Raw genomic sequence first — 23,992 nt, forward strand, 5'->3', positions numbered from 1 at the left:
GCTCTATCTTCCCGTTTGAGCATGATCTCGGACAAACGGGGACCGTTTGTCCGAGAAAACCGGTTCCCACTTTTCGGGATCATGATCGGTCAGGAATTTCCGCAGTTGCTCGGTGCCGGCGCTCCCGCGAAACGGCCCGCGATCCATGCCATGGCATCGCTGGCGGAGTGCCGCGCGGCAAAGGCATGGCCCACGCCTTTCAGTCTTTCCAGCTCGACCTTGCTACCACGGCGACATAGTCCTTTTACATAAGCCATGGTAACCGAAGGCCGCACCAGATTATCCTTTGTGCCCTGCGCGATGAACACGGGAATGCGGGACGGCAGCGGCCCGGGCGTATTGTCGGCAAGCAGATGCTTCCAGGGTTGCAGGTCGGAGAGATCGTTGACGCTCAGGAAGCTATGTTCCAGCGCCCTGGTTGGGCCGCGGCGGTCGAGAACGTCGAACCAGCGCTCGATGCACTTGCCCGCCAATTTGTTCACGACGGGCAGGGCCCGCGGCATCACGACATGATCGATCGGCGCGACATAGACCCGCGACCAGGACCATAGCGTCATCGCGGTTATGTTGTTGCCGCCGCCAGTGCCTTGGTCCTCGCGCATCAATTCGGCAAGTTCGGTCGCCGGCGCGGCGGCAGCGACACCAACCAGGTGCAATTCCGGCGCATAGGCGGATGCGAGAAGCCCGCTATAAAGTGCTGCATGCCCGCCCTGCGAGTGGCCCCAGACGGCGAAATTGTCGCTCGCGCCGGCATCCGGAATCTGTCGGGCGGCGCGCACGGAATCGAGCACGGCCCGGCCTTCGCTCGTCCCGACAAGATAGGGGTGGGGCCCCGCCCGGTCGATCCCAAGACCCGGATAGTCGGTGGCGGTCACGACATATCCGCGCGCCAGCGCATCCCGCAATCCCTGGACCGAAGAGAAGAACACTCTCGCCCTGGAGGGCCCGCATTGAGGCTCGACGCCTGTCGTGGGATGCGCCCACGCTACAATTGGCCGGCCGCCGGTCGGTATGTGCCCGGCGGGTACGACGACCACGCCTGATACAGGGATTGGTTCGCCCGACAGGCCTGTCGACATATAGATGATGCGATAGGCTGTTGAGCCATCCGGGGCGCCGGACATGCGTTGTGCACTGACCAGCGACCCGGGAAGGTCCGATGCCTGCGCCCGGCCCGTCGTGAATGCCGCCGCGATCAACATGGCAACGGCAAGGAAAAGCCCCGCCAGTACTTGACCGGCTGGGAATGCGGCATCGCGTCCGCCGTGAATTATGTCGGCCTGGGGCCGGATGGATATTCTGGTGCTCATGATCGGTCCTCAACGGTGATCAATGTGGGGGAACCGGGCCGATGTCGGTAGCGCATATTTGCGCGTCAATCGCCGGCCGACCGCCGTGCAATTGATCCGGCGTATACTCGCGGGCCTCTCGGATCAGGCCAGCGGCTGTAACAATGGCCATTTCTACCAATTCTGGCGGGTGACAGCAATTCCAGCCGCACGGCGCGGGTCTGGCGAAAGGCTCTACGACGGGAGGCGTGAGGCCTTCCCGTCGCGAACGCGGCATCCGCCTCAGTTGGGCCAGCAACGCCGGCCACCGCCACCGAGATGATAGCCGGGAGGGCATGGGTTCCACTGATACGGGCGCTGTGAATAATAGCCCCACGGATAAGGCCCGCGACCAAAGCGATGGCAGGCGCCGCCCGGACCCCTATACCAGCCGGGTCCGCAGCCATCGGCGACGTAGATCAAGCGGGCCGACGGCTGTCCCGTCGAATCCAAAGCGAGGCTTTGTGCCCGTGAGGTGCCAGCCGCACCAAGGGTCATGACGGCAGCAGCCGCCACGGTCAGAAGCATCTTGGAAGTCATTTTTCTCATCCTGTTGTTGTTGATAAAAGCCGCCGCCTTCGTGGCGCGCGGAGTCATTTCGACCACGCCAGCTTTGGTGCCTGTTCGAGCTTGCTTTGCCTCGGTCAAGCGTCTATCTAGACGGTGTCTAAATGCTCCTTTCTCTCATCTCGCGAAGGGAGTCAACAGAAATCTAGACGGTGTAAGGATTTAATTTTGGAGCAACTCAAACCCTACCATCACGGTGCCCTGCGCGATGCGCTGCTCGCGGCCGCCGAGTCCATATTGCGGCGGGACGGCCTGCCGGCCCTGACACTTCGCGCCATTGCACGCGAGGCAGGCGTGTCGCACGGCGCGCCCGGTCATCACTTCAAGGACCTGTCGGAATTGTTGAGCGAACTTGCCGCCCTGGGTTTCGAGCGCCTGACGTCGATGATGCAGGAGGTGAGCCCCACGGAGCCGAACTGGAGGATCGCGGCCAGTCACGCCTACGTGGCCTTTGCGATCGACAATCCCGGCCTGTTCTCGCTGATGTTTCGGGGCGAGCGGCTCAATGCGGACAATCCTCGCCTACTCGCCGCGAGACAAAGCGTATTTGGCGTCCTGGTGCAGTTCGGCAGCAGCTCGGACCTTGCTGAGGATCGCACGCGCATCGGCGCCATGACCGCGCAATGGTGCCTCCTGCATGGCTATGCCGTTCTTGCGATCGATGGCCGTCTCGCCCGGCTGATGGCGATCGCCCCGCCAGGGACCGATACGATGGGGTTGCTGGACTTCGCCCTCACGTACCAGGCTGGAAACAAAATCTGACGGAAAGGGAACCGGCTCCGATCCTGTCCAACCGTGATCCACCTATCGAACGGTTGCGATGCCGGCCAGAATGAGGTCGATGCCGGCCAGGAATTGCTCGCGGTCGTCGTGCTCGCGCAGTTGCGTCGCCAGCTGGCGCACGAACGGGTACTGCTCGGGGTCGAGCCGAGCCCACTGCGCGGCGACGCTGCCGAGGAACGCCGAGCGATCCGTGTCGCGTGGGAGGCGGCGGGCGTTCGCGGCGTTTTGTCCGGCGGCGCCGAGGATATAGCTGACGAGCGTTGACCAGGCGTTGAACCGCTGTTGTTCGGGAACGCCGAGCGCCTGGAGCTGGCCGCCTATGCCTTCGGATACAAGCAGCATGGCGGGTTCAAACGGCTCGCGGGAAAGCTGGGCGCCGGCCCAGGGATGTGCGTCGATCGCGTCGAACAGGCCAAGCGCAATGGCACGGATCGTCTCCCTAGGCTCCGCATCGCTGGCCACGCCAGTCATGGCTCGAGCGATGATGTCGATGGTGGCCGCCGCGAGCAGCTCGTTCTTGTCGGCGACGTGCCAGTAGATCGCACCGGCCCCGGTTGCCAGGCGGGCCGCCAGCGCGCGGAAGGTGAGGGCGCTCTCGCCCTCGGTGTCGAGGATCTCGATCGCGGCCTCGACGATCCGTTCCTTTGAGAGCGCGTCCGTGCGCCGTTCGATTCGCTTGTTCGCCATGGGTGCCATCTTGACATGAATGGAACGGTGTTCCAATTATATGTTTATGGAACAGTGTTCCAGTCCAATTTTGAAAGGAAGAAGATGACACCCCCAGTCACGATCATCGGTGCGGGGCTTGGCGGCCTCACGCTGGCACGCGTCCTCCACGTCCACGGCATTGCCGCGACGATCTACGAGGCCGAGCCCTCGGCCGAGGCCCGCACGCAGGGCGGACAGCTCGACATTCACGAATACAACGGGCAAGTCGCGCTCGAAGCGGCCGGCCTCTTCGACGCGTTCCGTGCCATCATCCACGAGGGCGGCCAGGCTTCGCGCGTGCTCGACCAGCACGGTGCGGTGCTGTTCGAAGAGCTCGATGACGGCACCGGTGGGCGTCCCGAAGTTCTGCGCGGCGATCTCAGGCGCATTCTCATCGAATCCTTGCCCGCGCACACGATCCAATGGGGAAAGAAGCTCGCCGGTGTCGCGGCGCTAGGCTTCGGCCGCCACGAGCTGACATTCGCCGACGGGTCGACGGTCAGCACCGAACTCCTCGTCGGCGCGGACGGCGCCTGGTCGAAGGTCCGGCCGCTGCTGTCGGACGCAAAGCCCGAATATGTCGGCGCGTCGTTCATCGAGACCTATCTGTACGACGCCGACGTGCGGCATCCCGCGGCGGCCGAAGCGGCGGGCAGCGGCGCGCTGTTCGCGCTCGCCCCGGGAAAGGGGATTTCAGCGCATCGCGAGGCGGGGGGCGTTCTTCACACCTATGTCCAGCTGAAGCGGCCCGCCGCGTGGTTCACCGGCATCGACTTCAGCGACGCCCGCGCCGCGAGCGCCCGCATCGCCGCCGAGTTCGACGGGTGGGCGCCAGCGCTCACCGCGCTCATCACCGACGGCGAAACCCCGCCGGTCCTGCGCACCATCAACGCGCTGCCGAACAGCCACCGATGGGACCGCGTGCCCGGGGTGACCCTGTTGGGCGACGCCGCGCACCTGGCGCCGCCGGCCGGCGAAGGCGCGAACCTGGCAATGTTCGACGGCGCGGAACTGGCAAAGGCGATCGCCGCGCATCCCGATGACATCGAAGTGGCACTTACCGCCTACGAGGCGGCGATGTTCCCGCGCAGCGAAGCGGAAGCCGTCGATGCACACCAGATCCTCGATCTCTGCATCGGCGAGCGGGCGCCGTTCGGACTGGTCGACTTCTTCGCCCGCGCGTCGAAAGGGGAGACCAAGGGAGCCGCGCGGTCCTGATCCGCATCGCTGACGGTCCGGGTTCCATTGCCGCTGTTGCTGTTGAACGCCAGAATACGCGTCGTGAAGAATATCCAGATCATCGACGGCGCCGTGAACGCTACCTTCAGCGTGTTCCAGGCAACAGAGCAGGAGTACGCTGCGCGTCCACGCGCCTGGGCAATACAACAATCTCACCTTCTGATGGCGCTATAGCTGCTTCTTCATCACCTCGAACATATTCCCAGACTCCTCTATCCTCTCAACCGAGCGCCAACCAAACCTGGTGTAGTATGCTGTTAGCCAGCCGGTGGCCGCATAGAGATACAGATCTGACGACCCGCCATTCTTCGCCGCTGCGCATATGGCTGACATCAAGGCCTCGCCAATTCTCTTGCCCCGATGCTCCACGGGCACGTAGAGACTTGATAGCCAAGGTCGCCAATAGTCATGGGATTGCAGGTCACACTCAACCAGCAATGCAACGCCAACCGGGTGCTCGTTTAGAAAGGCGCATGCCAACAGTTCATTGTCACTGTTTGCAACCTCGTTGCACCAGGAAAGAGTGTCGTCGTAACAATAGCCCTGTGCTTGGCCCACTCGGCGCTCAGCCATCTGGCTACCAGTGGGATAGCGGCCGAGTCTTCGGCGAGTGACACTACTCGTATAGGCTGAACCCCACCTTCAGTCCGAATCAAGGTATTGATGGGACTCTCTCCGTATTCGGCTTAAGCGGTGGTCAGGGGCGCGGCCCCGAAGCCAGTTCGTCAGGACGCAGCGTCAGCACCGACACGCCGGAAGCCGTAACGGCAACGGTGTGCTCGAACTGCGCGGAAAGCGAGCCGTCTCTCGTCACGACAGTCCAGCCGTCAGCCTCGGTTCTCACACTGCGTCGGCCCCGATTGAGCATAGGCTCGATGGTGAAGACCATGCCTTCACGCAGCGCGAGGCCGGTTCCCGGCTTGCCGCAGTGCAGAACCTGCGGTTCCTCGTGCATCTCCCGGCCGATGCCGTGGCCGCAAAATTCACGCACCACGGAATAGCCGTTGCGCTTGGCATGTCGTTCGATCGCCCAGCCAATGTCTCCGAGCCGCGCGCCCGGACGAACCGCCCGGATGCCCATCCACATGGCTTCGTAGGTGGTCTGGACCTGCCTCCTGGCGGCTGGATTTACCGCGCCAACCAGATAGGTTTTGCTGGAATCCGCGATATAGCCGTTTTTCTCAAGCGTGATGTCGAAATTGACGATGTCGCCGTCCCGAAGCACGTTCGATTGCGATGGGACGCCGTGGCAGACCACATCGTTCACAGAGGAATTCAACACAAAGCCATAGCCATATTGGCCCTTGCTCGCGGGTCGGGCCTGGAGATCGCCGACGATGAACTGCTCGACCATCTCATTGACCTGGAGCGTCGACATGCCGGCGAGCGAGGTACGATCGAGCAGGCCGAACACGGACGCCAGCAGCCGCCCGGATTCGGCCAGCAACGCCAGTTCCCGAGGCTGCTTCGTCATGCTTCGGCAAGTGGTTGAGCCGAAACACCTGCGGAACCAAGCTCGCGCTTGATTATCTCGGTGAAGCTGAGCGTCGGATTGGTCTCGCAGAGCATGCCGACCTTGATCCAGTAGGCGGCCTGCGCATTGATCGAACGACACGATACCTTGCTCGCCCTGCGCAGCAGATCGTGCAGATCATCATCTATGTTCACAATGCCCATTGGGTGTTCCCGTATACGAATCGTATATGGAGCGTATATATGTCATGGATGAGAAAGCCAATGACGTGACTGAGCCGGACAAGGTGTGATGGAAAATACTCGACCCATTGAACCGACGCCGATCATGTTGGGCGATTGCCGAGATCACCAAGTATTTTGAGAGTGAGCCCGAGCTGGGCTCTGCCGATGGTAACCGCTTCGACGTTCTAGCCAAACGCACGCCCTATGAGATTGGCACCGGCCTTCGAGCCTCCCGGTCCGTGTCAGGAATCGCAACTGATTCGCCTTGGCGACCAATCCAGCTACTTTTCGCGTGAGAGGCAGAATCCACCCAGAAAAAGTCAGGTCGGAGAACCATCGGTCAGGCTCCCTGCCGGCGCAGCCAAAACGCATCGCCGCCCACGCGGAATGCTGAACAAGATATAGCGTTTCCCTCGTAGGTGCCGGTAGATATCCACAAGATATCGCATTCCCGGCGGATTCCGACGGGTTCCAGCTTCCATCGGAGGCACGGGTTCACCAAGTGAACGCCACTCGATCAAGGCCGTGAAATACTTGCCTGATTTGGAAATGATCTCAACTGTGTCAGATATAGCACAGTCAACCCGCGCAAATCAGATACGCGTGGAGCGGGGAAGAATTCCGTAACGCGTGAAACCGAGTGAGGCCTGCCTTGGCAGGGCCGCTCTCGGATTCTGCCGAATCGGAGCTCTCCCGGGGCGGGGGACGACTGCGGCAATGAAGAATATTAGTGTGCCCGTAATTGGGCTGAAGGCTCTGCGCCGGTCCGCCCGGTCGAGCGTGTTTGGACTCCTGACGGCCTCGATACTGCTTCTGCCCGTGGGCAGGGCGTTCGCGTTGGCGGTCGGCGATCAGGTCTACAACCCCAAATCCGACAGTTTCGAAACGATAGTCCAAATCCCGTCACCGCCCAATGGCTGGGTGGTGACCTCGGTCATCGTCGACGGCAAAACCACCTTCAACGCCTTCATCGTCACTCCGCCCGACGTCGGCACAACCTACGTCTCCGGCGGAACGACCTACAAGGTTCTTTCCTACGATACGACGACGGTCGATGGCCAAACCTACTACACCGGCATTGTCGTCGAGAACGAGACCGACTCCAGTAATCCGAAAACCACGCTCAACGCCTATCAGATCGGGGTGCAGGTTGATGGTGGCGCGCTAGGCGGTGACGGTAGCGGCGGCACGGTGACCCAAGGCAACGATGTGCGCTTTGTCGACAACCGGACCGGTTCCAACGGTTCGGGCGGCTCCAATGCCTATGGCATCAAGATCGACTTCGGCATTCTCGGCAGCCTGACCATTGGCGTGAGCGGCTCCGACGGCCAGCCGGGCGGCAACGGACCGAAGATCATTGACACGCTGCCCTCGACCGACAGCTATAGTTCCAGCGATACCGGCAAGGCCGCGGTCGAGATCTCCAGCGTTGGCGGCGATGGCGGCAAGGGCGGCGATTCTTACGGCAATCAGAAGGCGCGCCAGGGTGGCGCCGCCGGCCAGGGTGGCGACATCACGCTGACCTCTGCGGCGACGATTACCACCAATGCGAGCGGCGCCGACGGCATCCACGTGATGAGCAAGGGTGGCCAGGGCGGCGCCGGCGGCAGTGGCTACATCTTCAGCCAAGGCGGCTCTGGCGGCCCGCCGACGACCGGCGGTACGGTCATCGTCAACAATAGCGGCCAGATCACCACCAATCAGGAGAAGTCGGTCGGCATCTTTGCCCAGTCGATCGGCGGCGGCGGCGGTGCGGGCGGCGACAGCTTCGGCATCGTCGGCCTGCCCGGCTCGGCCTCGGCCGGCGGCGATGGCGGTATGGTCACCGTGGGCAATACCGGCGTCATCGAGACCAAGGGTGCGCGTTCCTATGGCATCTGGGCGCAGTCGCTCGGCGGCAGCGGCGGCGATGCCGGTGATGCCGGTGGCATCGTCGCGCTGGGCAACAAGCTCGGCTCCGGCGGCGGCACCGGCAACACCGCGACCGTCAACAACAATGCCGGCGGCAGCATCACCACCTATGGCGTCGGTGCCTTCGGCATCCTGGCGCAGTCGATCGGCGGCGGCGGCGGCGACGCGGGCGGCGCTGGCGGCCTCGTCGCCATCGGTGGCGACGCCGGCTCCGGCGGCGACGGCGGAACCGTCATCGTCACCAATGCCGCGGGCAACGTCATCAGGACGTTCGGCGGCTCGGATACGAGCGTCACCGAGCTCGGCCCCGCCATCACGGATGTCGGCGCCGACGCGATCGTGGCGCAGTCGATCGGCGGCGGCGGCGGCAATGGCTCGGGCAGCGGCGGCCTGGTGGCGATCGGCGGCGAGGGCAGTGCCGGCGGCGGCGGCGGGACGGTGTCCGTCACCAATGATGGTACGCTCATCACCATCGGACCCAAGGCGCGCGGCATCTTCGCCCAGTCGATCGGCGGCGGCGGCGGCAATGGCGGCGACAGCGGCGGCCTCGTCGCGATCGGCGGCAAGGGCTCCTCCACCAGCAATGGCGGCACGGTCACCGTCAACAATACGGGCACCATCACGACCGCGGGCACCGCCATCCAGGCGGAGTCGATCGGCGGCGGTGGCGGCGATGGCGGCTCCAGTGCCGGCCTCTTCTCCATCGGCGGCTCTGGCGGCGGCGGCGGCGACGGTCTCGGAGTCACAGTGAACTCCTCCGGCCGCCTGACCACCAGCGGCGACAATTCCGTCGGCATCCTCGCCCAGTCGCTCGGCGGCGGCGGCGGCAATGGCGGCGGCTCTTATACCGCTGGTGCGCCGATCTCGATCGCCATTGGCGGCGCCGGCGACAAGGGCGGCAACGGCGGATCGGTCGAGGTCAACCACGTGGCCACGCCCGGCGATCTCAGCCACCTTGTCACTTCCGTGATCAATACCGGCACGCGCACCACCAACGGTCAGGGCCAAACGGTCGTCACCGGCAACAAGGCCTATGGCGTCTTCGCGCAGTCGGTCGGCGGCGGCGGCGGCAGGGGTGGTCTTGCGGTCTCGATCGCGAACGGCACCTCCGGCGCCGGCGCCAGTTTCGCGATTGGCGGCAGCGGCGGCCTTGGCGGCAACGGCGAGGACGTGACTGTCAACTACAAGGGCTACATCACCACCCAAGGCGATAGCGCCTACGGCATCTTCGCGCAGAGCGTCGGCGGCGGCGGCGGAGATGGCGGCGGCGCCGTCGCGGTCAGCGGCGGTGGCGCGTTCAGTTTCGGCCTTGCCATGGGTGGCAAGGGCGGCGTGGCGGGCGATGGAGATATAGTCACCGTCAACACCGCCGGCGGCACGATCGAGACCTTCGGCCTCCAGTCCTATGGCATCTTCGCGCAGAGCGTTGGCGGCGGCGGCGGCAATGGCGGCTTTGCCGGCGGCGGCACGCTGGGCGCGGTGGCGATGACGGTCACGCTCGGCGGCGATGCGGGCACGGGCGGCCTCGCCAAAGCCGTGACGGTCAACAATGCCTCGACGATCATCACCCACCAGAACGGGGCGATCGGCATCAACGCGCAGAGTCTCGGCGGCGGCGGCGGCAATGGTGGTTTCGCCATCTCCGGCGCCATCGCGGTCGGCGCTGTTTCGGCGGCGGTCGGCGGCCACGGCGGCGGCGGCAGCAATGGCGGCACCGTCACGGTGGACAACCAAGGCGACATCACCACCTCCGGCGACAAGGCCTACGGCATCCTGGCGCAGTCGGTGGGCGGCGGCGGCGGCAATGGCGGCTCAGCGGTCGCCTTCACGCTGGGCGTCTCGCCCGATCCGGCCGAAATCCCCACCGTGGCGGTCTCGATCTCGGTTGGCGGCGGCGGCGGCGATGGGAGCATCGCCGATATCGTCCATGTCACCAATGGCGGCAGCATCACCACCCATGGCACGGACGCCCACGGCATCTGGGCGCAGAGCATCGGTGGCGGCGGCGGCATTGGCGGCTACGCGGCCAGCGGCTCGATGACCATCGGCGGCGGCGCCAACATTGAGGTCGCGGTCGGCGGCACTGGCGGTAAGGGCGAGACCGCCGGCGCCGTCATCGTCGACGCGGGCAAGGACAGCGATGGCAACATCATCGCGGATTCCATCATCACCACCTTCGGCATCGGCGCCAACGGCATCCGCGCGCAGTCGATCGGCGGCGGCGGCGGCGATGGCGGCTTCGCGGTCGGCGTGAACATCGGCATTAACAACAGCGAGTTGCTCCAAGGAAACATCGGCGTCACGGTCGGTGGCAGCGGCGGCGTTGCCGGTGACGGCTCGACGGTGACGGTGAACAACTGGTCGGGCATCCGGACCTATGGCGACAACGCCGTCGGCATCTATGCGCAGAGCGCGGGCGGCGGTGGCGGCGATGGCGGCAACGCCATCACCGGCGTGCTCGGCTGGGCGAACGCCACCAGTTCGAGCGCGCAGACGGTCAATATCTCGGTCGCGGTCGGCGGCAAGGGCGGTGCGGCCGGCGATGGCGAGGATGTGACCGTCCACAATTACGGCAGCATCGAGACCGGCCTCGATACTCAAACGGTCGATGCCGAAGGCGATCCGATCATTACCGGCAACAGCGCCTATGGCATCTTCGCTCAGTCGATCGGCGGCGGAGGCGGCATTGGCGGCCGGGCCAACTCGATCAACGTGCTGGTCGGCAAGGGCGACGCGCCTCCCGACGCCCAAACCAACATCGCCATGTCGGTCGCGGTCGGCGGCGATGGCGGCGGCGCCGGTAATGGCGGCCATGTGGCCGTCACCAATAGCGGCGATATCGTCACCAATGCCTCCCTCTCGGACGGCATCTACGCGCAAAGCGTGGGCGGCGGTGGCGGTGCCGGCGGCAATGGTCTGCTCGGCACCGGCGAACTGATTCCGGTCCCGGTGGCGCTGATCGCCAACGTGCTGATGGGCAAGACCAAGATCTACAGCAATCTCGGCATCGCGGTCGGCGGTAATGACGGCAGCACCGGAACCGGCGGCCTCGTCGAGGTTACCAACACCGGCGACATCACCACGAAGGGCAGCAATTCCAACGGCATCTTCGCGCAATCGGTCGGCGGCGGCGGCGGTGTCGGCGGCAAAGCCAATATCGGCGCCACCGGAACGCTCGGCATCGGCGGCAGGGGCACCAGCGGCGGCGACGGCGGCATCGTCACCGTCACCAACAATGGCAACGGCAAGATCGAGACCTTCGGCGCGGCCTCCAACGGCATCTTCGCGCAGTCGGTCGGCGGTGGCGGTGGCGTCGCCGGCAATGTCGACCGCGTGCTGGAAAGCGCGATGGGGCCGATCCCGGCACTCAATCTCGGCATCGGCCTGGCGTTCGGGCAAGGCGCTGGTGACGGCGGTTCGGGCAAGGACGTCACCGTCGAGGGCAACGGGGCGATCATCACCCATGGCTCGTCCTCGGCCGGCATCTTCGCGCAGTCGGTCGGTGGCGGCGGCGGCATTCTCGGCACGCTCGGCAACGAGCTGATCCCCGGTATCCACGACGTCACGAACTGGGCCGTCGGCAGCAATGGCGACGCCGGCGATTCCGGCATCGTCCACGTCAACTATGCCGGCGCGATCGACACCTATGGCGACGGCTCCATCGGCATCTTCGCGCAGAGCAATGGCGGCACGAAGGATACGACACAGCAGTATCTCGGCACCGCCGGCAACGTCACGGTCGATCTCACCGGCTCGGTGGTCACCCATGCCGCCGGCACCGACGCAATCGTCGCGCAGAGCAAGGCGGTCGAGGGCAACGGCGACATCGCCATCAACCTCAACAGCACCAACGGCCTTGTAAAGGGCGGCGCCACCGACGCCACCCATGTTGGCGTCGGTGTCTGGATCATCGACGGCGCCACCAACACGATCAGCAACAAGGGCACGATCACGACCGCGAGTGGCACCGCCGGTGGCTGGGCGATCCTTTCCGGCGTGGGCAACGAGGACGTGACCAATTATGGCACGGTCACCGGCTCCTTCGATCTCGGCACCGGCGCCAACAGCTTCACCAACAAGGCCGGCGCGACCTTCAATGCCGGTTCCTACGCCCAGCTCGGCGGCGACAACCTCTTCACCGACAGCGGCTATTTCTCGCCGGGCGGCGACGGCAATGTGATGACGACCAACCTCGACGGCAATTGGAACCAGTCCTCGACCGGCATCTATAAGCTCGACGTCGACCTCGATCCTGGATCGGACCTCATCAACGTCAGCGGCACGGCCGATCTGAACGGTGCGGTTGCCGTAAACATATTGAACCCAGCCGCGGCGAAGCCCGGCAGCCAGGACTTCCTGATCCTCTATGCGCATGATGGGGTAACCCACGACGGGTTGAAGCTGAACGCGTTACCCAGTGCGGTCGCGCAGTATCAACTGCAGTTCCCAGATAGCGACAACGTTTACCTCAACGTCGACATCAACTTCGCCCCCATCGGCCTGACCAGGAACCAGACCTTGATCGGGAACGCCGTCAACGCGATCCAGACCGGCCAGCCACCTGCGAGCTTCAACAAGATCGCCGCGGCGCTGTTCTACGTTCCGACGCTCGGCCAACTGGGCGGGGTCTACGATTCGATTTCCGGCGAGGGCGTGTCGGGCGTCCAGCAGCCCCAATTCGACGCCTACGGCACCTTCCTGTCCTCGATGACACGCCAGTCCGACTTCTGGCGCACCGGCCTCGGCACGGATCCGATGGACCAGACCATCGCGCCGCAGGCCTATGACGAGCCGAAGGCCAAGAAGGATGCGTTCGGTGCCTTGCAGAAGGCGCCCGACGAGCGGCGCTGGAGCTATTGGGCGACCGCCGGCGGCAGCACCGGCCAACTCGCTGGCAACGCGGCCGTCGGCAGTGCCGAGACCGTCTACCAGGGCGGCAGCTTCGCCGCGGGCTTCGATTCCGTTGGCGATCCGGACGTCATGATGGGCTTTGCCATGGGTGGCGCGGCTACCTCCTTTGCCGTGCCGGATCGAGCCACCAGCGGCAATATCATCGGCGGCCAGGTCGGGGCCCATCTCGCCCGCAAATGGGACCAGTTCTACATCAATGGGGCGCTCGCCTTCGGTCTCTACAACAACAACATCGACCGCGACGCCAGCGTTCCCGGCTCGAACGCACCGCTCGACCCGATTGCCGGTCTCCCGACCGAGCACTGGAAAAGCAATTTCCTGAGCGCCGGCTTGGGCACAAGCATGGAAGCCGGCTGGCGGCAGACGGTGGGCGAGGGCGCCATCACGCCTTTTGCCGGAGTGCAGTTCTCGATGCTGTCGATGGACGCCTTCAACGAGACCTCGATCGGCGGGGGCGCGCTTGGCCTCAGCTTCGACAGCCGCGCGGTCCTGTCGCTGCCGGTCTCGCTCGGCCTGCAACTCGACACGACGGTGGACGTCGGCAACGGCAAGTCGCTGCAGGCCTGGGGCCGGGCAGCCTGGGTGCATGAGTTCGAGCCGGACCGCTCGGTCAAGCCGGAGTTCCAGGCAGCTCCCGGCTATCCCCTCGTCATCCAGGGCGCCGCGGCCGCCGAGAATGCCGTTGCGGTCGACGCCGGGCTGAAGATGAACCTTGCCAACAACACCTCGATGTTCACCACCTTCGACGGCAAGTTCGGGCAGGGCGTGCAGACCTATGGCGGCAATGTCGGCTTCAAGGTGAACTGGTAGGGGGCTACTGAACAATTTCCGATTTCAAATGAGTTGTGTATCGGGAGTTAAAGAGTCCTAGACATCCTCTTTGCCCTTTGATTTTGTAAAAAAGGGTTTGGGGGATAATTATGAAGTTTCGAGTTTTTGTATTCGCGGTATTTGCCGCGACCGTTTCCGGTTGCCAATACAAGGCGGAGCCGCTGCCGATTGCCTCTTACAATGTATATTCATCCTACGGCGACAAGCTGCCGGGCAAATACCTGCTTTATGTGGACCCAAGTGCACTGAGCCGTGACATAAAGCCGTCTGACATGAACTGTGCGGCTCACACGTTTCCGCTTGATTTGCGATCCGGCTTCAAGGGATCGGTTAGCAAGACCTTCGCGACTCTCGTCACCGAGCTGCAGCTCGTCGAGCGGCCCGTCGATCGAGCTGATCTGGCTGCTCAGGGTGCCAAGGGAATGATCATCGTCAAGGGTGAAGAGTTCGATGGCCGGCTTCGCGTCGTTCCAGGGTTCTGGACGGTCGGGATGGAAACAGAAGTTCAACTTGCAGCATCGATCATCGTCGATGGGCCTAAAGGCCGGCTCCTGGGCTCCACCGTTGCAGGGGAAGGAAATGCCCAAGGTGACGCGGGTGCATTCTGTGAAGGCGGAGCAAAGGCGCTCATTGATTCAGCCGAAAAGGCGTTGAAGCAGACCGTCGGACGACTGGGCGAGGCTCTTACGAACTCGGAGCGTGTCCGGAAGGGATCTTGAAATCTCGAATGTGCCCGTGGGGCCCACGGCACGGGCTGCGCTATCCAGGCATGCCTTTTTCGGCGCCGATGCGGCGGCCGCAGACGGCCGCCGCATCGAGATCTGATCGAGTGGCCACTTCGTTCATTTAAGGTAGAAGTGGCCGGCCAGTCGGCGGTGCGCGTCGGCTGTGCCAACGGGATCCGCGACGAATGGATGCTCAGTGACGGGCTATTGCATGGCGGAGGGGTTCATCCACAGGAACTCCCAGACGTTGCCGTCGGGGTCCTCGATGTGGCGGTTGAACATGAAGCCGAGATCCTGTGCTGGATTAGGATCGGCGCGGCCGCCCGCCGCCACGCCTTTTTCGATTGTGGCATTGACCTCGTCCTTGCTGCCGACGGTGAGCGCGATCAGCATCTGGCTGTCACGCCTGGCGTCACCGATCCGCCGCGCCGTGAACTGGCTGTAGTGCTGGTGCGTAAGCAACATGACCCCGATCGCGTCGGAGAACATGATCGAACTGGCCTGATCGCTCGAGAACTGGGGGTTCAGCGAGCCTCCGATCGCGAGATAAAAGTTTGTCGCCGCCTGCAGATCGCGCACCGGCAGATTGAGGAAGATCATCTTGGTCATCGGTCTAAGCCTTGCCTTCGTTGACGGGTACTGGTCAGTCCAGTACTGTGGCTGACAGCTATCATGCGGGAACGGTACCGTCTAGTACTGGTAATGGGGCGACATGAAAATCGACGGTGAGACCAGATCGGCCCGCAAGGATCGTGAAATCATTCAGGCGGCCACGGCGGCGTTCATCGGCAAGGGTTACGACGGAACCAGCATGGAGGAGATCGCCACCAGGGCGGGGGCTTCCAAGCAGACCGTCTACAAGCATTTCAAGGACAAGGAGACGCTTTTCGCCGAAGTCGTTCTGGCGACCGCGACCCAGGCCAACGATGTCATTGAATCCGTGACGACACTCCTTTCCGAGGCGAAATTCCTGGAGGGTGGCCTGCAGCAGCTTGCCCGGCGATTGATAGCGATGCTCATGGATGAAGAGTTGTTGAAGCTGCGGCGCCTGATCATCGCCAACGCGGATCGGATGCCGCAGCTTGGCCGCGGTTGGTACGAGAAAGGTTTTGAGCGCATGCTCGCCTCGATGGCGTCATGCTTTCAAAAGCTCACCAGTCGAGGCTTGATGAAGACCAATGACCCCCATTTGGCGGCCAGTCATTTTTTTGGAATGCTTCTGTGGATCCCGATGAACGAAGCGATGTTCACAGGAAGCAATCAGCGCTCGAAGGCCGAACTTGAACGGCACGCCGATGCCTCGGTCGAGGCGTTTCTCGTCGCCTATGGGGTGCAGCCGAAATAGTCGCGTTGCCGCAGTCCTCGTGCGGCCTTCTCCGCGTGGCGCTTGCGGTGGATGAGAACGCCTAAATGTCGCGCGACCCTTGCCTTTGGCGACCGTAATCTAGAGCAAAATCCGAGCGGATAGAATCGATAGGGGTTTCGTTGGGATTGGAAATCTGATTCAGCATATCTGCTGGATTCGGAGGCCGGCATGGCATGGCGAAATCCTTATCGGAAGATTTGCGGGCTCGGGTGGTCGCAGCGGTTGATGGCGGCCTGTCGCGACGGGCGGCAGCGGCGCGATTTGGCGTGGCGGCGGCAAGCTCGGTGCGTTGGGTCCGGGAATGGCGCGAGACCGGAGCCACCTGCGCAAAGCCGCAGGGCGGCGACAGGCGGTCCCACCGCGTTGAAGCGTATCGCGACATCATCCTGGCGGCGATCGAGAGGCGGGTGGACATCACGCTGGTCGAACTCGCCGAGTTGCTGCGACAGGAGCATGGCGCGTCGTTTGCGACGAGCACGATCTGGCGGTTTCTCGATCGTCACTCCATGACCTTCAAAAAAAACGGCGCACGCCAGCGAGCAGGAGCGGCCAGACGTGGCGGCGCGACGAAACGCCTGGTTCGACGCCCAGCCCGATCTTGATCCCGAGCATCTGGTCTTCATCGACGAGACCGGAGCCTCGACAAAGATGGCTCGACTGCGGGGGCGCACGAAGCGCGGGATGCGGTGCCGATCGCCAATCCCGCATGGCCATTGGAAGACGACGACGTTCACCGGCGCCCTGCGCCTCACTGGCATGACCGCGCCAATGGTCCTGGACGGCCCGATGACTGGCGAATGGTTTGTCGCCTATGTCGAGCAGGTTCTCGTGCCGACGCTGCGGCCCGACGATGTCGTGATCCTCGACAACCTGCCGGCGCACAAAAGCGCAGCCGCCCGTGTGGCGATCGAAGCAACCGGCGCAAGGATGATGTTCCTCCCGCCCTATTCCCCCGACTTCAACCCGATCGAGAACGCCTTTTCCAAGCTGAAATCGATTCTACGCAAAGCCGCCGCACGAACCGTCGCGGAATTGTGGGATACCATCAGCGCCGCACTGCCTTGCTTCACACCAACCGAGTGCGCCAACTACTTCGCCGCAACAGGATATGAGCCGGAATGATCAGATTCTGCTCTAGTTCATCGGATGTATGGGTCGGTGGCGCTCGCAGGGCGCGTCGCGGACCGCTCCGGAGTTGCCTGATGACCAGCAATGATGCCCCTATCCTCGTCCTGTTCCGGAACGATTTGCGGATCCGCGACAACCGGGCGCTCGCGGCGGCCGCCGCCACGGGCCGGCCCGTCGTGCCATTGTTCATCCTCGACGAGGAGGGCCAGGGGGCGCGCCGTAGTGGCGCGGCCAGCCGTTGGTGGCTGCACCATTCGCTCGACGCTCTGGCGCGAGACCTGGACGGACTGGGCGCGCGGCTCATCCTGCGGCAGGGCGCGACGCAAGGGATCGTCGCCGAGGCGCTCGAAGCGACGAGGGCCGGCTCGGTGTTCTGGAACCGCCGCTATGCGCCGGCCGACATAGCGACGGACAAGGCCATGATGGCGAAGCTGCGCGAAGACGGCTTCGTGGCGGAAAGCTTCGAGGGCTTCCTGCTGCATGAGCCGTTGAGGCTCAGGACGCAGGCGGGCGATTTCTACAAGGTGTTCACGCCGTTCTACCGGAAGCTGTCGGAACTGCAGCATCGCCATCCGGTCGACGCGCCGGCTTCACTCGCCGGCTGGAAGGGGAAACTGCATGGCGATCCGCTCGGCGCGTTCGCGCTGCTGCCGGGCAGGCCGGACTGGTCGGGCGGACTTTCCGAGCGGTGGCAGCCCGGCGAGGAGGGCGCTTTGCGCCGCCTCGAAACCTTCGTCGACGACCACCTCGACGGCTACGCCGAAAACCGTGACTTTCCAGGCGAAGACGGCACGTCCGGGCTTTCGCCGCATCTCGCGCATGGCGAGATCACGCCGTTCCAGATCATGGCCGCCGTCAGCAGCAAACGCTCGGCGGACGCCGAAACCTTCAGAAAGGAGGTCGGCTGGCGCGAGTTCTCCTACCACTTGCTCTTCAACCTGCCGAAAATCGACAGGGAGAACATCCGCGACGAATTCGATGCCTTCGAATGGCAGGGCGCCGAAGCCGAGATGAAGGCATGGCGGCGGGGGCTGACCGGCTACCCAATCGTCGATGCCGGCCTGCGCGAATTGTGGCGCACGGGCTGGATGCACAATCGCGTGCGCATGATCGTGGCGTCGTTTCTGGTCAAGGACCTGCTGATCGACTGGCGAGAAGGCGAGGCGTGGTTCTGGGACACGCTGGTCGACGCCGACGCGGCGAGCAATCCCGCGAGCTGGCAGTGGGTGGCCGGATCGGGCGCCGACGCCGCGCCCTACTTCCGCATCTTCAATCCGGTTCTGCAGGGCGAGAAATTCGACCCCCGGGGCATCTATGTCCGCCGCTACGTGCCGGAACTCGCCGGGCTGCCCGACAAGTACATCCACCGTCCCTGGGAAGCGCCGGCGCAGGTGCTGCGACAGTGCGGGCTGACGCTCGGAAAGGACTATCCGCACCCGGTGGTGGACCATGCCGTGGCCAGGGACAGGGCCTTGGCGGCCTATCGCAGCGCGCGCGGGCAGTGACATTCCTTCCGCCGGGCGGGCTTCGCCTCAGCCAGGCAGCAAACCCATCGCCAACTCGATCAGCTCGAGCTGGTAGCGCTTTTCGATCTGCTGTCCCGCGAAGACGAGACGGTAGATGATCGGAGCAACCAGCAGGTCTATCAGCCGATCCGGGTCCGGTGCGGGCTCGGATCGGCCGGTTGCACGGTTCACCAGCACCTCAAAATTCGCCTGGGCGTATCCGGCGGCGCGGCGCGCGAGCGCCGTATTGGCAACCCGTTCCTGGATCAGCGCGAAGCCGACGCCCGTCGAGATGTCGTCGACGAAGCGTTCGGGCCATATTTCCAGATCGCCCCGCAACGACCCGGAATCAGGAAGGTCGGCGTCCGGCCGGAAACGCTCCGCGGCGACATCGGCCAGGAGCTCGCCGACCGTCCCCCATCGCCGGTAGATGGTCGACGGCGTGACGTTCGCCCGTTCGGCGATCATCGGCACGCTGAGCTCAACGGTTTCGATTTCGGCCCTGAGGGCTTTTACGGCCTCATGAACGGCTTTCTGTATCCGCTCGCTGCGTCCACCCGGTCGGATCAGGGGAGGGCCGGACATGGTAAAAAACCGTTAATCGATTAAAGCTAAGGAATTGCATTAAGGCGACGGGCAATGCCCCTTCGCATCGACTGACCAAGGCCTTAGCAGATGTATTCGCTTCGTTCCAATATCTTTCCGTTTTCGTTGTTGCGGCCACGCCAGGGGAACCCTTCGGTGGATGGCGAGCGCAAGCGCGGCCGCCGGCGCATGGCGATCACTATGGCGGCCTTTGCGTCTATTTTCTGCATCATCGGGGCGCGCCTGGTGTTCTATGGTTCGTCCACACCGCATGCGGCGGACGTTCTCGTGCGGCCAGTCGGCGCGGCGCGGCCCGACATCATCGACCGCAACGGGACGATACTGGCGACCGACCTGCGCATGGCGTCGCTCTATGCCGAGCCACGGCGGATCGTGGACGCGAACGAAGCTGTGGAAAAGCTAGGCAGTGTGCTGCCCGAGCTCGATTACGAGCAGACCTATCACAAGCTCAGGAGTGGGTCGGGCTTCATCTGGCTGAGGCGGCAGCTTACCCCTCGGCAGCAGCAGGATGTGCTGGCCCTGGGCATTCCCGGCATCGGCTTTCGCCCTGAAATCAAGCGCTTCTATCCAGGTGGCGTCCAGGCGTCGCACATATTGGGACTGACCAACATCGACAATGTCGGCCTGTCTGGAATGGAGAAATGGATCGACGATCAATGGCTCGTCGACCTCCGCGGCGCGGGCCTGGGGGGCAGCGGTGCGTTCCAGCCGGTCCAGCTGTCGATCGATGCGCGTGTCCAGCATGTCGTCCATGACGAGCTTTCGCGCGCGATGGAACGATACAAGGCCACGGCGGCGGGCGGCGTGATCCTGAACGTCAAGACCGGCGAGGTGATGGCCATGGTCTCGCTTCCGGACTACGACCCCAACAATCCGTTCAACGCCCAGGAGAAGGATCGGCTCAATCGCATGTCGGCCGGCACGGCCGAGATGGGCTCGACGATCAAGACGTTCACGACCGCGATGGCGCTCGAGATCGGCGGCGCCAGCATCTCGACGATGTTCGACGCCAGCGCGCCCATCATTGTCGGCCGGCAAAGGGTGCGTGATGCCCATGGCAAGGGGCGGCCCCTGTCGCTGGAGGAGGTCTTCCTGTTTTCCTCCAATATCGGTTCGGCCAAGGAGGCGATGATGGTCGGGGTGGAGCGGCATCGCGCCTTCCTGGAGCGGATGGGCCTTCTGTCGCGCATGACGACCGAGCTTCCGGAGGTCGCGCGGCCCGTCCAGCCGAAGGTGTGGAAGCAGGCGACGTCGATCACCGCCGCCTTCGGCCACGGCTTTGCCACGACCCCGCTTCAGACGGCGGTCGGCATCGCGGCCATCTTGAACCAGGGCAAGCTCGTTCCGGCGACGTTCATCCGCAGGTCCGAGCAGGCCAGGGCGATCGCCCAGACCGTGGTCAGCGAAGAGACGAGCAGAAGCATGCGCTATCTCTATCGCCTCAACGGGATAAAGGGCTCGGGGCGGCGCGCCAACATCATGGGCTTCCGCGTCGGCGGGAAAACCGGCACGGCAGAGAAGGTCGTTGCCGGGCGCTATGCCAAGAACCACAATTTCAACGTCTTCGCGGCGGCCTTTCCGATGAACGATCCGCAATTCGTCGTCCTTGTCGTCGTGGACGATCCGAGACCGGAGCGTCCACGCATGGGCATCACCGCCGCCTCCAACGCCGCGCCGGTGGCAGGCGCGATCATCGAAAGGACGGCGGCGATGCTTGGCGTGCGGCCCGATTTTACCGATGACACCCAGCTCACGGTCAACAGTCTTCGGTGATGGCCGGTTTCGATGGCGTGGCGGCTCGCCTGCCGGCGGCGTCGGTCAGCTGTGCCAACGGAATCCGCTCTTGGGTACCGAGCCTCGGCGTCGACATCCCGGCGGCGGCCAGTTACCATCAAGGGATACAAACAGCCAGACAAGGGAACGGCAGATGAGCGTGCGTCCTCTCCAGCAAACCCACACCGAAGGCGATGCCATCGACCATCTGGTCGCGTCGCACCGGCCGGGCCATGGCCTGGTCCGCGCCTTCTATCATGACCCCGCCATCTACGCGCGCGACATGGAACGGGTGTTCCGTCGCCATTGGCATTGCCTGGCGCATGCCAGCGTCATTCCCAACCCCGGCGACTTCGAACTGTTCAAGCTGGGCGACGAGGCCGTCATCCTGACGCATGGCATGGATGGAACCATCCATGCCATGCTCAATGTCTGCCGCCATCGCGGCGCGGAAGTCTGCACCAAGGAGAAGGGCAATGCGAAGATGTTCGTGTGCCCCTACCACGCCTGGGCCTATTCCAATGACGGATCGCTGCGCGCGGCGCGGCTGATGCCCAAGGATTTCGACCGCGCGGCGCATGGGCTGAAGAAGCTGCATGTGCGCGTCGCCGAGGGTCTGGTGTTCATCTCCTTCGCCGAGACCCCCTTGGATTTCGATCCGATCGAGCAGTCGCTGCGCACCAGCTGCGGCCAGTATGGCTGGGCCGACGCCAAGGTCGCGTACCGGCAGAGCTATCCGGTCGACGCCAACTGGAAGCTCGCCGTTGAGAACTATGTCGAGTGCTATCATTGCGGCCCTGCGCATCCGGAATATTCGCAGACGCATGCGCTGGAAAAGCCCAAGGAGATGATCGAGCAGCTCAACGCGGCGATGGAGCAGCGCACCTGCGCGCTCGGCATCGAGATCCACAGCGGCAACCGCTGGCAAAATTCGGCCGCCGGACAGGAAGCGATCGATACGTTCCGCTACGCGCTCTATGACGGCGTTTCGAGCGGCAGCCAGGACGGCTCGCCGGTGGCGCCGCTGATGGGCCGTTTCACCGACTATGATGGCGGCGTCACCTCCATCCACCTCGGCGGCACCAGTTTCCTGGTCTGCTATCCCGACCACGGCATGATCTATCGCTTCATTCCCAAGACTGCCGACACCTGCGAGATGGAACTGATCTGGCTGGTGCGTGGCGACGCGGTCGAGGGCGAGGATTACGACCTCGAAAAGCTGACCTGGCTTTGGAAGGTCACCACCGACGAGGACAAGAAGATCATCGAGCACACCTCGCGTGGCGTGCGCTCGCATTATTTCGTGCCGGGTCCGATCGCGCCGATGGAATATAACGAGCTGCGCTACATCAACTGGTACCTCGAAGAACTCGCTCGCGCCTGACAAAACCGATGGCGGATGACATGCGCAGGACCGGCTGATGGCGCCGGTCAAGGTCGATCCCGACAAGGTCAGGGAGTTCGAGGATTCGGCCAGTTTTCATGCCTGGCTGGCTGGGCATCACGACGCGGAAAGCGAAGTCTGGATCAAGGTCCACAAGGTGGGTTCGGGGCTGAAATCGATCACGCCCAAGCAAGCCATCGACGTGGTGCTGTGCTTTGGCTGGATCGACGCCGTGCGCAAGTCCTTCGACGACAAGAGCTTCCTGCAGCGCTATACGCCGCGCGGCAGGAACAGCATCTGGAGCAAGATCAACATCGACAATGTCGCCCGGCTGGTCGAGGAAGGCCGCATGACCGGGCATGGCCTCAAACAGGTCGAGGCGGCCAAGGCCGACGGCCGCTGGGACCGCGCCTATGGCAGCGGCAAGGGCATGAAGATCCCCGACGACCTGCAGGCGGCCATCGACGCCGAGCCGGAGGCCAGGGCGATGCTCGGCAAGCTCAGCGCGCAGAACCGTTTCGCGCTGGCCTTCCGCACCCACAACTTGAAGACCGAAGCCGGCCGCAGGAAGAAGATCGAGGGCTTCGTCGAGATGCTGAAGCGCGGCGAGACGATCCATCCGCAACGCGGGACTTAAGCTTTTTTGGGGGCCGCGATGCAATTTCATCGCCGGCGCCTGACGGCTGACTAGACGGCGGCCTGGCTCTCGCGGATCAGGCTGACGACGAGTTGATCCACGCTGGGATCGTCAAGGCTGACGACATGGGCCATCCGGATCGCGTCCCTCGGGCGGATCCTGGTCACGTGCTGGCGCATGATCACCGACACGAAGGCAGGCCCGGAGCCGGTCAACACCATGGCCTGGCCCCTGAGGACGGGTTCCGAGATCGGCGCCCACTGCACGGCCATCAGCGATGGTTCTCCCACCGGCCGGCGGTTGACGCCGTTGAAATAGATCCAGTTCAGGCGCGAGATGGCCACGCCATAATGGTTGCCGCGCGCTCGCGCCAGCGTGGCGGGTCCATGGCGCTCCACCCAGCCGGTGACCCTTCGGAACGTGACAATCTCGGTCTCGCGCCGCACGAATGTCACTGATCGCATCAGGAGGTCGGCCTGGCCGGGAATCGAAAAATAGGTGAAATAGATGCCGCCGGCGATCGCCGGGGTCGGGGGACGCGTCAAGCTCTCGAACAGGCTTCTGGAAATCGGCGGCAGGCCCGCAATGCGCGTTCCCTGCTCGGTCTGGTCCTGGTAGAGTTCATCTTCGTCGATGCCGAAGTAATCGCAGATCAGCTTGGCCGTCTTCTTGTTGGGAACGGTGGTGCCCTGCAGGTAGCGCTCGAACTGTGTTAGGTTAATATCAAGCTCGCGGCAGACAGCACTGACGGAGGCATGGCTTTCGCACAGCCGTTTCAGGTTTTCCGAAATATTCTTGCGAATTGGCACGTCATCGTCCCCGCCGCGACAGACGTCCGAACTCGAACCACTTGCTCGCCTAGTCCCCAACCAATATTGCACCAATTTTCATC

Annotated in this window: 18 protein-coding genes; 10 read left to right on the forward strand and 8 right to left on the reverse strand. The window is 63.8% G+C overall.

From position 1 onward, the window contains the following. Positions 1–89 precede the first annotated feature (89 nt). A complete protein-coding gene (locus LGH82_RS29795; protein ID WP_227346104.1) occupies positions 90–1,310 on the reverse strand; it encodes an alpha/beta fold hydrolase in 1,221 nt (406 codons plus the stop codon). A 753-nt stretch (positions 1,311–2,063) separates the two neighbouring features. On the opposite strand from LGH82_RS29795, the gene LGH82_RS29800 reads away from it, so the two are divergent. Next, positions 2,064–2,657, forward strand: coding sequence for a TetR/AcrR family transcriptional regulator (locus tag LGH82_RS29800; RefSeq protein ID WP_227346105.1), 594 nt, complete (start codon positions 2,064–2,066; stop codon positions 2,655–2,657). Between the two features lie 42 nt (positions 2,658–2,699). On the opposite strand, the gene LGH82_RS29805 is transcribed toward LGH82_RS29800, so the two are convergent. Then, positions 2,700–3,365, reverse strand: coding sequence for a TetR/AcrR family transcriptional regulator (locus LGH82_RS29805; protein ID WP_227346106.1), 666 nt, complete (start codon positions 3,363–3,365; stop codon positions 2,700–2,702). Between the two features lie 84 nt (positions 3,366–3,449). On the opposite strand from LGH82_RS29805, the gene LGH82_RS29810 reads away from it, so the two are divergent. Next, on the forward strand, positions 3,450–4,604 hold the full coding sequence (locus tag LGH82_RS29810) for an FAD-dependent oxidoreductase (protein WP_227346107.1): 1,155 nt from the start codon (positions 3,450–3,452) through the stop codon (positions 4,602–4,604). Between the two features lie 189 nt (positions 4,605–4,793). Here the strand turns inward: LGH82_RS29810 and LGH82_RS33770 are convergent, their stop codons facing one another. From LGH82_RS33770 to LGH82_RS29825, 3 genes are all read right to left on the reverse strand, one after another. After that, entirely contained in the window at positions 4,794–5,198 is a 405-nt protein-coding gene (locus LGH82_RS33770; RefSeq protein WP_227346108.1) for a GNAT family N-acetyltransferase, read from the reverse strand. A gap of 124 nt (positions 5,199–5,322) precedes the next feature. Continuing rightward, complete coding sequence (gene map, locus LGH82_RS29820; protein ID WP_227346109.1) at positions 5,323–6,099, reverse strand: type I methionyl aminopeptidase; 777 nt, start codon at positions 6,097–6,099, stop codon at positions 5,323–5,325. Further along, positions 6,096–6,302, reverse strand: coding sequence for a ParD-like family protein (locus tag LGH82_RS29825; protein WP_227346110.1), 207 nt, complete (start codon positions 6,300–6,302; stop codon positions 6,096–6,098). The genes map and LGH82_RS29825 overlap by 4 nt, the downstream gene beginning before the upstream one ends. A 738-nt stretch (positions 6,303–7,040) precedes the next feature. Between LGH82_RS29825 and LGH82_RS29830 the strand changes: the two genes are divergently transcribed. Both LGH82_RS29830 and LGH82_RS29835 read left to right on the forward strand, forming a co-directional pair. Beyond that, a complete protein-coding gene (locus LGH82_RS29830) occupies positions 7,041–13,955 on the forward strand; it encodes a hypothetical protein (protein WP_227346111.1) in 6,915 nt (2,304 codons plus the stop codon). Between the two features lie 110 nt (positions 13,956–14,065). Continuing rightward, positions 14,066–14,695 (forward strand): hypothetical protein, encoded by a 630-nt coding sequence (locus LGH82_RS29835; protein WP_227346112.1) that lies wholly within the window; start codon positions 14,066–14,068, stop codon positions 14,693–14,695. A gap of 210 nt (positions 14,696–14,905) precedes the next feature. On the opposite strand, the gene LGH82_RS29840 is transcribed toward LGH82_RS29835, so the two are convergent. Continuing rightward, positions 14,906–15,310, reverse strand: a complete 405-nt coding sequence (locus LGH82_RS29840; protein ID WP_227346113.1) for a VOC family protein — start codon at positions 15,308–15,310, stop codon at positions 14,906–14,908. Positions 15,311–15,413: 103 nt separating this feature from the next. Between LGH82_RS29840 and LGH82_RS29845 the strand changes: the two genes are divergently transcribed. The 3 genes from LGH82_RS29845 (at position 15,414) to LGH82_RS29855 (ending at position 18,700) form a co-directional block, all read left to right on the forward strand. Beyond that, complete coding sequence (locus tag LGH82_RS29845) at positions 15,414–16,046, forward strand: TetR/AcrR family transcriptional regulator (protein WP_227346114.1); 633 nt, start codon at positions 15,414–15,416, stop codon at positions 16,044–16,046. 194 nt (positions 16,047–16,240) lie between these two features. Beyond that, positions 16,241–17,189 (forward strand): IS630 family transposase gene (locus tag LGH82_RS29850; RefSeq protein WP_227343924.1). Its coding sequence is split into 2 segments (ribosomal slippage): positions 16,241–16,584 and positions 16,583–17,189, totalling 951 coding nucleotides; the frame shifts between segments, so codons are not numbered across the junction. Positions 17,190–17,269: 80 nt separating this feature from the next. Then, a complete protein-coding gene (locus LGH82_RS29855) occupies positions 17,270–18,700 on the forward strand; it encodes a cryptochrome/photolyase family protein (protein ID WP_227346115.1) in 1,431 nt (476 codons plus the stop codon). Between the two features lie 27 nt (positions 18,701–18,727). On the opposite strand, the gene LGH82_RS29860 is transcribed toward LGH82_RS29855, so the two are convergent. Continuing rightward, positions 18,728–19,285 carry a TetR/AcrR family transcriptional regulator gene (locus tag LGH82_RS29860; protein ID WP_227346116.1) on the reverse strand — a complete coding sequence of 186 codons (558 nt, stop codon included), beginning with the start codon at positions 19,283–19,285 and terminating at the stop codon, positions 18,728–18,730. Between the two features lie 90 nt (positions 19,286–19,375). On the opposite strand from LGH82_RS29860, the gene LGH82_RS29865 reads away from it, so the two are divergent. The 3 genes from LGH82_RS29865 (at position 19,376) to LGH82_RS29875 (ending at position 23,100) form a co-directional block, all read left to right on the forward strand. After that, entirely contained in the window at positions 19,376–21,079 is a 1,704-nt protein-coding gene (locus LGH82_RS29865) for a peptidoglycan D,D-transpeptidase FtsI family protein (RefSeq protein ID WP_413771406.1), read from the forward strand. A gap of 154 nt (positions 21,080–21,233) precedes the next feature. Further along, entirely contained in the window at positions 21,234–22,463 is a 1,230-nt protein-coding gene (locus tag LGH82_RS29870) for an aromatic ring-hydroxylating oxygenase subunit alpha (RefSeq protein WP_227346117.1), read from the forward strand. 37 nt (positions 22,464–22,500) lie between these two features. Continuing rightward, positions 22,501–23,100 (forward strand): YdeI/OmpD-associated family protein, encoded by a 600-nt coding sequence (locus LGH82_RS29875; RefSeq protein WP_227346118.1) that lies wholly within the window; start codon positions 22,501–22,503, stop codon positions 23,098–23,100. 50 nt (positions 23,101–23,150) lie between these two features. Here LGH82_RS29875 and LGH82_RS29880 read toward each other — a convergent pair whose 3' ends face one another. Next, complete coding sequence (locus LGH82_RS29880; RefSeq protein WP_227346119.1) at positions 23,151–23,909, reverse strand: helix-turn-helix domain-containing protein; 759 nt, start codon at positions 23,907–23,909, stop codon at positions 23,151–23,153. Between the last annotated feature and the right edge of the window lie 83 nt (positions 23,910–23,992).

The sequence above is a fragment of the Mesorhizobium sp. PAMC28654 genome (genome assembly GCF_020616515.1).
Taxonomy (GTDB): Bacteria; Pseudomonadota; Alphaproteobacteria; order Rhizobiales; family Rhizobiaceae; genus Mesorhizobium.